Genomic DNA, 9,772 nt, shown 5'->3' with positions numbered 1-9,772 from the left:
ACCAAGCGCTACGGCGGCCGCGCGGTGGTGAACGAAGTGGCATTGCAGGTCGCCACCGGCCGCATCTGCGGCTTCCTCGGTCCGAACGGCAGCGGCAAGACCACCACCATCCGCATGCTGTGCGGGCTGCTCAAGCCCGATGCCGGGGCCGGCACCTGTCTCGGCTTCGACGTGCTGCGCGAATCGCGCGCGATCAAGCGCCAGAGCGGCTACATGACGCAGAAGTTCGGACTCTACGAGGACCTGTCGATCCGCGAGAACCTGGACTTCATCGCCCGGCTGTTCGAGCTGGATCGGCGCGAACAGGCGGTCGACGACGCGCTGGCGCGGCTCGGCCTGGTGGAGCGCCAGCACCAGCTCGCGGGCACGCTCTCGGGCGGCTGGAAGCAGCGGCGCGCGCTCGCCGCCAGCCTGATCCACCAGCCGCGCCTGCTGCTGCTGGACGAACCCACGGCCGGCGTGGACCCGAAGGCGCGGCGCGAGTTCTGGGACGAGATCCACCGGCTGGCGCAGGAAGGCATGACGGTGCTGGTCTCCACGCACTACATGGACGAGGCGGAGCGCTGCGACGAACTGGTCTACATCGCCTACGGCACCGTGCTCGCGCGCGGCACGGGGGCCGAGGTGGTGCGCCAGGCCGGCCTCCACGTGGGCGCCTCGCTGGAGGAAGCCTTCGTCGCCCTGATCGCTCGGGCGCAGGACAACTTCGCGGCAGCATCATGACGCGCCTGTCCTGGCGCCGCACCTTCGCGGTCTTCCTCAAGGAGTTCCAGCAGATGCTGCGCGACCGGCTCACCTTCGCCATGGCGATCGGCGTGCCGGTGCTGCAGCTGGTGCTGTTCGGCTACGCGATCAACACCGATCCCAAGGGACTGCCCACCGCGCTCGTCAGCGCGGACGCGAGCCCGATGGCGCGCAGCGTTTCCGCGGCGCTGCAGAACACCGGCTACTTCCGCATCGTGCACCAGGGCGCCAGCGAGGACGCCGCCGAGGACCTGCTCGCGCGCGGGGAAGTGCAGTTCCTGGTGATCATCCCGCCGCGCTTCGGCCAGCGGCTGGTGCGCGGCGAGCGCCCCGCCCTGCTGCTGGCCGCCGACGCCACCGATCCGTCCGCCTCCGGCCCGGCCTTCGCCGCCCTGCAGGGCGCCGGCGCGCAGGCGCTGCAGCGCGAACTCACCGGCCCCCTGCGCGGCCTGCAGGCGCGCGGACTGCCCTTCGACATCGTGGTGCACCGGCGCTACAACCCGGAGGGGCTCTCGCGCTACAACATCGTGCCGGGGCTGGTCGGCACCATCCTCACGATGACGATGGTGATGCTCACGGCGCTGGCCATGACGCGCGAGCGCGAACGCGGCACGATGGAGAACCTGCTCGCCACGCCCGTGCTGCCGGCGGAGGTGATGGCCGGCAAGATCCTGCCCTACGTGGTGATCGGCTACGTGCAGCTGGCGGTGATCCTGGCCGCGGCGTGGCTGCTGTTCGAAGTGCCGATGCAGGGCAGCCTGCCGCTGCTGGTGGCGATGATCGGCGTCTTCATCGTGGCCAACCTGGGCGTCGGCTTCACCTTCTCCACGCTGGCGCGCAACCAGCTGCAGGCGATGCAGATGACGTTCTTCTTCTTCCTCCCCAGCATCCTGCTCTCGGGCTTCATGTTCCCCTTCCGCGGCATGCCGCGCTGGGCGCAGTGGATCGGCGAGGTGCTGCCCCTCACGCACTTCCTGCGCATCGTGCGCGGGATCATGTTGAAGGGCAGCGAGGCAGGCCAGCTGCTGGGCGACCTGTGGCCGATGCTGGCCTTCATGGCCGTGTCGGGCGCGGTGGCGCTGCTGCGGTATCGGCAGACGGTGGACTAGTCCGGCGCCCCGTCATCGGAGGTCGCTGTCGATCGAACAGGTTTAACGCAAAAGCCGCGAAAGAAAAAAAAAACCAAAGCCGCAAAAAACATCCTTGATGGATTTCTTTTGCGGCTTTCGTCTTCCTTTCGCGGCTTTTGCGTTAAGAAAATGCCCGAACCCACACGCTGCTCATTCGTCGAGCAACCCGCCCCGATAGAAGCTGTACGCCGTCCCGTCGTGCAGGTAGAAGAACCCGTCCGCGCAGCCGTCCTTGCCCGGGAAGAACTCGCGGTACTTCTTCGGCACGAGGCGCTCCAGCTCCTCGTCGGAGAGCTCCTCGAACTCCTGCGGCGTGATCGCCTGGCCGGCACGCAGGCGGCGGCGCGGCTCCATCATTCCACCCGCGTGACGGCCAGCGGCTTGAAGCCCAGGTCCGCCACCTTGCCCTTGCGGCCGCGCGCACCCTTGGCGTTGTTGAGGGACCGGATCTCCAGCACCTCCTCGCGCTCCTTGTCGCCGCGGCCCAGGCCCGCGATGCGCACCGAGCGCGTATAGGCCGCGGCGCCGGCGAGTTCCTCCTTCGGCTCCAGGTCCATCAGCATCAGGCCCCGGCCGCCGTTGGCCATCGCCTTCAGTTCCGCGATCTCGAAGGTCAGGATGCGCCTGCCGGTGGAGGCGCAGCACACGTGCGTCGCCGGCAGGTTGGCGCCGGTCGCCGGCGCTCCGTTGGGCGGCGGCACGTTGGCCGGCGAAGGCCGGCACACCGTTTCACCGGCGCCGAGCGACAGGAAGGCCTTGCCGCCTTTCTGGCGCGAGATCATGTTCTCCACCGTCGCCAGGAAGCCGTAGCCGCCCGAGTTGGACAGCAGCAGCCACGCGTTCGCCGCGCCGGCGAAGTAGTGCACCAGCTGCGTGCCCGACTCCAGCTCGATGAAGGTCGTGATCGGCTGGCCGTCGCCGCGCGCGCCGGGCAGCGTCGACACCGCCACCGAATAGACCCGCCCGTTGCTGCCGAAGGCCAGCAGCGTGTCGACGGTGCGGCATTCGAAGGTGCCGTACAGCCCGTCGCCGGCCTTGAAGGCGAAGCTGGAAGGATCGTGCCCATGGCCCTGGCGCGCGCGCACCCAGCCCTTCTGCGACACCACCACCGTCACCGGCTCGTCGACCACCTTCACTTCGGCCACGGCCTTCTTCTCGGCCTGGATCAGCGTGCGGCGGGCATCGCCGAAGGTCTTGGTGTCGACCTCGATCTCCTTGATCATCAGCCGGCGCAATGCGGCCGGCGAACCGAGGATCTCCTCCAGCTTCTCCTGCTCGGAGCGCAGCTCCTTCAGCTCCTGCTCGATCTTGATCGCCTCCAGCCGCGCCAGTTGGCGCAGCCGGATCTCGAGGATGTCCTCGGCCTGCCGGTCCGACAGCCTGAAGCGCGCGATCAGCGCCTGCTTCGGCTCGTCGGAGTTGCGGATGATGCGGATCACCTCGTCGATGTTCAGCAGCACCAGCTGCCGGCCTTCGAGGATGTGGATGCGGTCCATCACCTTGTCGAGGCGATGGCGCGAGCGCCGCTCGATGGTGCGCTGCCGGAACTCGATCCACTCCGTGAGCATCTGGCGCAGCGACTTCTGCACCGGCTTGCCGTCCAGGCCCACCATGGTCAGGTTGACCGGCGAGGAGGTCTCCAGCGAGGTGTGCGCCAGCAGGGTGTTGGTGAGTTCCTCCTGCGCGATCCGACTGGTCTTGGGCTCGAACACGATGCGCACCGGCGCGTCCTTGCTCGACTCGTCGCGCACCGTGTCCAGCACCGCCAGCACGGCGGCCTTGAGGTTGGTCTGCTCCTGCGACAGCGCCTTCTTGCCGGCCTTGACCTTGGGGTTGGTGAGCTCCTCGATCTCCTCCAGCACCTTCTGCGTGCTCACGCCCGGCGGCAGCTCGGTCACCACCAGCTGCCACTGGCCGCGCGCCAGCTCCTCGATCTTCCAGCGCGCCCGCACCTTGAGCGAGCCGCGCCCCGTGCCATAGGCCTCCGCGATGTCGGCGGGGCTGGAGATCACCTGGCCGCCGCCCGGGTAGTCGGGCCCCGGGATCAGCGCGAACAGGTCCTCGTCGGAGAGCTTCGGGTTCTTCACCAGCGCGACGCAGGCCTCGGCCACCTCGCGCAGGTTGTGCGAGGGGATCTCGGTGGCCAGGCCCACCGCGATGCCGCTGGCGCCATTGAGCAGCGCGAAGGGCAGGCGGGCGGGGAGCACCACCGGCTCCTGCGTGCTGCCGTCGTAATTCAGCACGAATTCGACCGTGCCCTCGTCGATCTCGTCGAGCAGCAGGTTGGCGATCCTGGCCAGCCGCGCCTCGGTGTAGCGCATCGCCGCCGCGCCGTCGCCGTCGCGGCTGCCGAAGTTGCCCTGGCCGTCGATCAGCGGATAGCGCTGGGCGAAGTCCTGCGCCATGCGCACCAGCGCGTCGTAGGCGGCCTGGTCGCCGTGCGGGTGGAAGCGGCCCAGCACGTCGCCCACGACGCGTGCGCTCTTCACCGGCTTGGCGCCGGCGGCACCGCCGCCGAAGCCCAGGCCCATGCGCCACATCGAGTAGAGGATGCGCCGCTGCACCGGCTTCTGGCCGTCGGCCACGTCGGGCAGCGCGCGGCCCTTGACCACGCTCAGCGCGTATTCCAGGTAGGCCCGTTGCGCGTAGCTGGCCAGGTCGAGGCCGCCGTCGTCGTCGCCGGAGTCGGCGAGGGGAATGAGTTCCTGCTCCATGGTTCTTATCGGATGGTCGTCGGGGGATCGAGGGCGATGAGTTCTTCCTGGGTCACGGTGACGATGCGGCGCTCGGAGGCGGCGCGCACTTCCTGGTCCAGGCGGTGGTGGAGTTTCTGCAGCAGCAGCTTGGGCGGCATGTCGTCGGCCGGCACGGCCGCCAGCACGATGCGCAAGTGCAGGTATTCTGCGCGCGCCGCGGCCAGCGGCTCCTTCAGCCCGGCCACGAGGATGCGCGTCGCCACCGTGGCCGCGGCTTCGGCCGGGGCACAGCCTTCGGCCAGCACCGCCATGCGGGAATGGGTCAGGCGCGCGGCCACGTCGCCGTCGCGCAGCAGCGAGGCGCGAATGCGGCTGGCGGCGGCCAGCACGGCCGATTCCGTCGCCTCCGGGCCGAACTCCGCCGTCAGCGCGGCGAGGTTGTCGATGTTGACGACCATCAGCACGCTGGGATGGCCGTAGCGGCGCGTGAGGTGGCGCGCGGCCTGGATCCGCTCGCCCAGCACCAGGGGCGTGGCCAGGCCCGTGAGCGGGTCGATGGTGGTGCGGCCCAGGATGCGGGCCTGGGTCTCGCCCAGGATGCGTCCGCGCCAGGCCGTGGCGAGATACGTGAAGGCGGCCCAGAGCGTGAGCAGGCCGGCCTGCCAGATGGCATCGTCCATCTCGTAGGGCGGGTGGTCGGCCGCCAGCCGGAAGCTGGCCAGCGCGAGCGCCGCCAGCGCCGGCACCAGCCACCAGATCCACGGCCGGCTCTGGCGCAGCGCGCGCGCCATCAGCATCAGCACGACGGAGGTCCACAGCACGATGCCGCCGACCAGGGCCCAGCCGCTGTACACGGCGGCGACCGCCACCGCCGGCAGCACGATGGCGCTGGTGAACAGGAGCCAGCGGCGCGCCTGCCGCAGCCCGCCCGCGTGGCTCACGAGGTCCAGCAATTGCAGGCCCGAGAGCGCGGGCACCAGCAGCAGCACCGCGGTGGGCGCGAGCGGCTCGCGCCCGATCAGCGCCAGCACCGAGAGCACCGCCATCAGCGTGGCGGCCGCGTGCAGCAGCAGCGCCCGTTCGCCGTAGGCGTTGGCCTCGATCGCGCAGAGGAACACCAGCAGCACCTGGGCGCCCACCAGGGCGCCCAGCCAGAGCTGTGCCGGATCGATGCTGTCGCTCACGGGGACGGGGATGCTGCGCGCGCGAGCCTCAGTCGTGCACCACCACGGCGGGGGCGCCGGGGCCCTCCAGCGGCGTGACGGCCGCGAGGCCGGGCGGCATGTTGCGGCGCGCATCGGCGCCCCCGGGGCCGGGCAGCTCCATGCGCACGCGGCGCGGCGCCTGCGGCGTGGCGGCCGCCGGCGGCTCGGGCTGCAGCATCGCGTACAGCTGCATCACCGTGCGCACGTAGTTCTTCGTCTCGGGGTAGTTCGGGATCCGGTTGCCGGCCTTCTGCACCGCCCCCTCGCCCGCGTTGTACGCGGCCAGGGCCAGCTCGAGCCGGCCGGGGAACATGCGCAGCAGGTCGCGCAGGTAGCGCGCGCCGGCGCGCAGGTTGGTGCGCGGGTCCTTCAGCTTGCGCTCGACGGGCGCCCGGGCATCGCCGCTCACGCCATAGCGTTCGGCCGTCGCCGGCATCACCTGCATCAGCCCGATCGCGCCCTTGGGCGACACGGCGCCGGGATCGAAGCCGGACTCGGTGGCGATCAGCGCCTGCAGCAAGGCGAGCTCGATGCCGTGCTCGCGCGCCGCCTCGCGCACCTGGGGCTGCACCAGGCGGAAGCCGGGCGAGACCTGCAGGAAGGACAGCACCCGGGCCGCCGCCGGCGCGGGCGCGGCCGCAGGCGGCTCGGCCTGCGGCGCGGCCACGCCTTCGGCGGTGTCGAAGCTCTCGCCGCCGCGGAAGAACAGCTCGTAGCGCGCGTCCAGCTTCTCTGCGGCGAAGTGGGCGGTGCCCTGCGCATCGACGAAGCCCCAGATCTCCGCGTGCGCCGCCGGCGCCAGCGCCAGGGCGCACGCCGCCGCCACGGCGGCCAGCAGCCTCATTGCTGCAGCTCCAGCGCCTGGCTGCGGCGCTGGGCGTATTCGCCGGCCAGCATGGACATCACCACCAGCGAGTCGAAGCCGTCGCTCACCCGCACGGCCTCGCGCAGCACGCCTTCCTGCACGAAGCCTTCCTTCACGTAGAGGGCCTGCGCGCGGGTGTTGCGCATCTTCACGTCGAGCCAGAAGCGGTGCGCCCCGAGGTCGTCGAAGGCGATCTTCTTGACCACCCGCACCGCGGCGTGGCCGTAGCCCCGGCCCTTGTTCTGCACCACCATGCGCTTCAGCTCGATGCAGGCGTGCTGGTTGCGGCAGCCGATCAGGATCAGGAAGCCGGCCCGTTCCAGCCCCGGGCCGGCCTCGATGATGAAATGGCGGAAGTCCGGAAAGCGGATCGCCGCCTCGTGCTGCATCTTCTCCCACGGCGTGATGTAGGGCAGGTTCTCCGGGTCCTGCTCCAGCGAGAGCACGTACTCCAGGTCGCTCTGCATCGTCGGCCGCAGGCGCACGCGCGCGGGCTCGGGGGTGCTGGCGGATTGCGATGTCGTCATGGTGCCCTCCTCTGGGCCGGTGCTCAGATGTCGCTCAGATGTCGATTTCCACGGCGTCGCCGTGCAGTTCCATCAGCTCGCGCCGCGCCGCGGCCTCGCCCTTGCCCATCAGCTTGGTGATCAGGTTCTCGGTGCCGGAGAAATCGAACTTGCCGAGCGTCACCGGCAGCAGCCGGCGGGTGTCGGGGTTGAGCGTGGTCTCCCACAGCTGCTCGGCGCTCATTTCGCCCAGGCCCTTGAAGCGGCTGATGGTCCACTTGCCCTCGGCCACGCCTTCCTTGCGCAGCTTGTCGAGGATGGCCGTGAGCTCGCCCTCGTCGAGCGCGTACTGCTTGCCGGCCGGCTTCTTGCCGCGCGCCGGCACATCCACGCGGAACAGCGGCGGCCGCGCCACGTAGACGTTGCCGGACTCGATCAGCTTGGGGAAGTGGCGGAAGAACAGCGTGAGCAGCAGCACCTGGATGTGCGAGCCGTCCACGTCGGCGTCCGACAGGATGCAGATCTTGCCGTAGCGCAGGCCGGACAGGTCCACCGTGTCATTCGGGCCGTGCGGATCGACCCCGATCGCCACCGCGATGTCGTGGATCTCGGTGTTGGCGAACAGGCGGTCGCGCTCCACCTCCCAGGTGTTGAGCACCTTGCCGCGCAACGGCAGGATGGCCTGGCATTCCTTGTCGCGGCCCATCTTGGCGCTGCCGCCGGCCGAATCGCCCTCGACCAGGAAGATCTCGTTGTGCGCGAGGTCCTTGCTCTCGCAGTCGGTGAGCTTGCCGGGCAGCACGGCGACGCCGGAGCCCTTGCGCTTCTCCACCTTCTGGCCGGCCTTCTGGCGCGATTGCGCCGCCTTGATCGCGAGCTCCGCCAGCTTCTTGCCGTACTCGACGTGCTGGTTGAGCCACAGCTCCAGCGCCGGCCGCACGAAGCTGGAGACCAGCCGCACGGCGTCGCGCGAATTGAGCCGCTCCTTGATCTGGCCCTGGAACTGCGGATCGAGCACCTTGGCCGAGAGCACGTAGGAGGCGCGGGCGAACACGTCCTCCGGCAGCAGCTTCACGCCCTTGGGCTGCAGGTTGTGCAGCTCGATGAAGCTCTTGACGGCGTTGAACAGGCCGTCGCGCAAACCGCTGTCGTGCGTGCCGCCCGCGGTGGTCGGAATGAGGTTGACGTAGCTCTCGCGCACCGGCTGGCCTTCCTCGGTGAAGGCCACGCACCAGGCCGCGCCTTCGCCCTCGGCGAAGTTCTCGTTGTTCTCGGCGTAGGCCTCGCCCTCGAACAGCGGGATGACCGGATCGCCCGTGAGGGTCTGCAGCAGGTAGTCGCGCAGGCCGCCCTTGTACTGCCAGGTCTGGGTGTCCTTCTTCTTCTCGTCGGCCAGCTGCACGGTCACGCCCGGCATCAGCACCGCCTTGCTGCGCAGGAGGTGGGCGAGTTCCGCCAGCGGCACCTGGGTGGATTCGAAGTACTTCGCGTCGGGCCACACGCGCACCGTGGTGCCCTGCTTGCGGTCTTCCTTCTCCGCCTTGCGCAGCTTCAGCTTCTCGACGACGTCGCCGCCCGAGAAGGCGATGGTCGCCACCTGGCCCTCGCGGTAGGTGGTGACTTCCATCCGCTTGGCCAGCGCGTTGGTGACCGAGACGCCCACGCCGTGCAGGCCGCCGGAGAAGCTGTAGGCGCCGCCCTTGCCCTTGTCGAACTTGCCGCCGGCGTGCAGGCGCGTGTAGACCAGCTCGATCACCGGCGCCTTCTCCTCCGGGTGCAGGCCGAAGGGGATGCCGCGGCCGTCGTCCTCCACGCTCACCGAGCCATCGGCGTGCAGCGTCACGCCGATGCGCTTGCCGTGGCCGGCCAGCGCTTCGTCGGCGGCGTTGTCCAGGACTTCCTGCAGCACGTGCAGGGGGTTGTCGGTGCGGGTGTACATGCCCGGGCGCTGCTTGACGGGCTCCAGCCCCTTGAGCACCCGGATCGAACCTTCGGAATAGTCGGACGGTTTCGTGGCCATGGGAGCCGAATTGTAGTGGCGGTCTGGCGCGGCACTGGATAGGCATCCAGCCACTTGCAGGATCGATGCGCAGCGGGCATCAATGGCGGGCTGGAATTTCAACAGGGTTGTCAGGTGCGCGGCAAGCGTTTCGAGGCACTTCTCGCTACAGTCGCGCGGATGCAAACCGCTGCTCCCAAGCTTTCGATGACCCAGGTGCTCGTCTGCGGCGCCATGGTGGTCACCCTCTCCATGGGCATCCGCCACGGCTTCGGCCTGTGGCTGCAGCCGATCACGCAGGCCCAGGGCTGGGACCGGCAGACCTTCTCGTTCGCGCTGGCGATCCAGAACCTGGCCTGGGGCTTCATCGGCATCTTCGCCGGCATGCTGGCCGACCGCTTCGGCGCCTTCCGCGTGCTGGCCGGCGGCGCGCTGCTGTACGCCGCTGGCCTGGTGGGGATGGCCTTCCCGACCAACCCGCTGGTCTTCGCGCTGACCTCCGGCGTGCTGATCGGAGCGGCGCAGGCGGCCACCACGTACGCGATCGTCTACGGCGTGATCGGCCGCCAGATCGACCCGAGCAAGCGCTCGTGGGCGATGGGCGTGGCGGCGGCGGCCGGCTCCTTC

The 9,772-nt window shown here is 69.8% G+C and carries 9 protein-coding genes; 3 read left to right on the top strand and 6 right to left on the bottom strand.

Translation table 11 applies throughout. The annotated features are described in order from the left end of the window. A partial coding sequence (locus VFM98_RS24715) for an ABC transporter ATP-binding protein (RefSeq protein ID WP_325112546.1) occupies positions 1-723 on the top strand: 723 nt, incomplete at its 5' end. Beyond that, the gene (locus VFM98_RS24710) at positions 720-1,853 is read left to right on the top strand and encodes an ABC transporter permease (protein ID WP_325112545.1); all 1,134 of its coding nucleotides are present in this window, start codon (positions 720-722) and stop codon (positions 1,851-1,853) included. The genes VFM98_RS24715 and VFM98_RS24710, both read left to right, overlap by 4 nt. A gap of 171 nt (positions 1,854-2,024) precedes the next feature. Here the strand turns inward: VFM98_RS24710 and VFM98_RS24705 are convergent, their stop codons facing one another. The 6 genes from VFM98_RS24705 to VFM98_RS24680 are packed head-to-tail and all read right to left on the bottom strand — an operon-like array spanning position 2,025 to position 9,166. Next, a complete protein-coding gene (locus VFM98_RS24705) occupies positions 2,025-2,228 on the bottom strand; it encodes a hypothetical protein (RefSeq protein WP_325112544.1) in 204 nt (67 codons plus the stop codon). After that, positions 2,228-4,588, bottom strand: a complete 2,361-nt coding sequence (parC, locus tag VFM98_RS24700) for a DNA topoisomerase IV subunit A (RefSeq protein ID WP_325112543.1) — start codon at positions 4,586-4,588, stop codon at positions 2,228-2,230. Before parC ends, VFM98_RS24705 begins: the two co-directional genes overlap by 1 nt. 5 nt (positions 4,589-4,593) lie before the next feature. Beyond that, a complete protein-coding gene (locus VFM98_RS24695) occupies positions 4,594-5,754 on the bottom strand; it encodes a diguanylate cyclase domain-containing protein (RefSeq protein ID WP_325112542.1) in 1,161 nt (386 codons plus the stop codon). 28 nt (positions 5,755-5,782) lie between these two features. Continuing rightward, positions 5,783-6,619 (bottom strand): lytic transglycosylase domain-containing protein, encoded by an 837-nt coding sequence (locus tag VFM98_RS24690; protein WP_325112541.1) that lies wholly within the window; start codon positions 6,617-6,619, stop codon positions 5,783-5,785. Beyond that, positions 6,616-7,167 (bottom strand): GNAT family protein, encoded by a 552-nt coding sequence (locus VFM98_RS24685; protein WP_325112540.1) that lies wholly within the window; start codon positions 7,165-7,167, stop codon positions 6,616-6,618. Before VFM98_RS24685 ends, VFM98_RS24690 begins: the two co-directional genes overlap by 4 nt. Positions 7,168-7,201: 34 nt before the next feature. Then, on the bottom strand, positions 7,202-9,166 hold the full coding sequence (locus tag VFM98_RS24680; protein WP_325112539.1) for a DNA topoisomerase IV subunit B: 1,965 nt from the start codon (positions 9,164-9,166) through the stop codon (positions 7,202-7,204). 159 nt (positions 9,167-9,325) lie between these two features. On the opposite strand from VFM98_RS24680, the gene VFM98_RS24675 reads away from it, so the two are divergent. Continuing rightward, positions 9,326-9,772 (top strand): MFS transporter (locus VFM98_RS24675; RefSeq protein ID WP_325112538.1); only part of this gene is annotated, 447 nt, incomplete at its 3' end.

The sequence above is a fragment of the Ramlibacter sp. genome, assembly GCF_035706265.1.
Classification (GTDB): Bacteria; Pseudomonadota; Gammaproteobacteria; order Burkholderiales; family Burkholderiaceae_C; genus Ramlibacter.
The sequence above is the reverse complement of the archived record's forward strand: the minus strand, read 5'-3'. Positions and strand labels throughout refer to the sequence as shown.

Bases quoted from the DNA above. Each gene is read 5' to 3' on its own strand.
- VFM98_RS24710 (WP_325112545.1), top strand. From the start codon at position 720: ATGACGCGCCTGTCCTGGCGCCGCACCTTCGCGGTCTTCCTCAAGGAG.
- VFM98_RS24705 (WP_325112544.1), bottom strand. From the start codon at position 2,228: ATGGAGCCGCGCCGCCGCCTGCGTGCCGGCCAGGCGATCACGCCGCAG.
- parC (WP_325112543.1), bottom strand. From the start codon at position 4,588: ATGGAGCAGGAACTCATTCCCCTCGCCGACTCCGGCGACGACGACGGC.
- VFM98_RS24690 (WP_325112541.1), bottom strand. From the start codon at position 6,619: ATGAGGCTGCTGGCCGCCGTGGCGGCGGCGTGCGCCCTGGCGCTGGCG.
- VFM98_RS24685 (WP_325112540.1), bottom strand. From the start codon at position 7,167: ATGACGACATCGCAATCCGCCAGCACCCCCGAGCCCGCGCGCGTGCGC.
- VFM98_RS24680 (WP_325112539.1), bottom strand. From the start codon at position 9,166: ATGGCCACGAAACCGTCCGACTATTCCGAAGGTTCGATCCGGGTGCTC.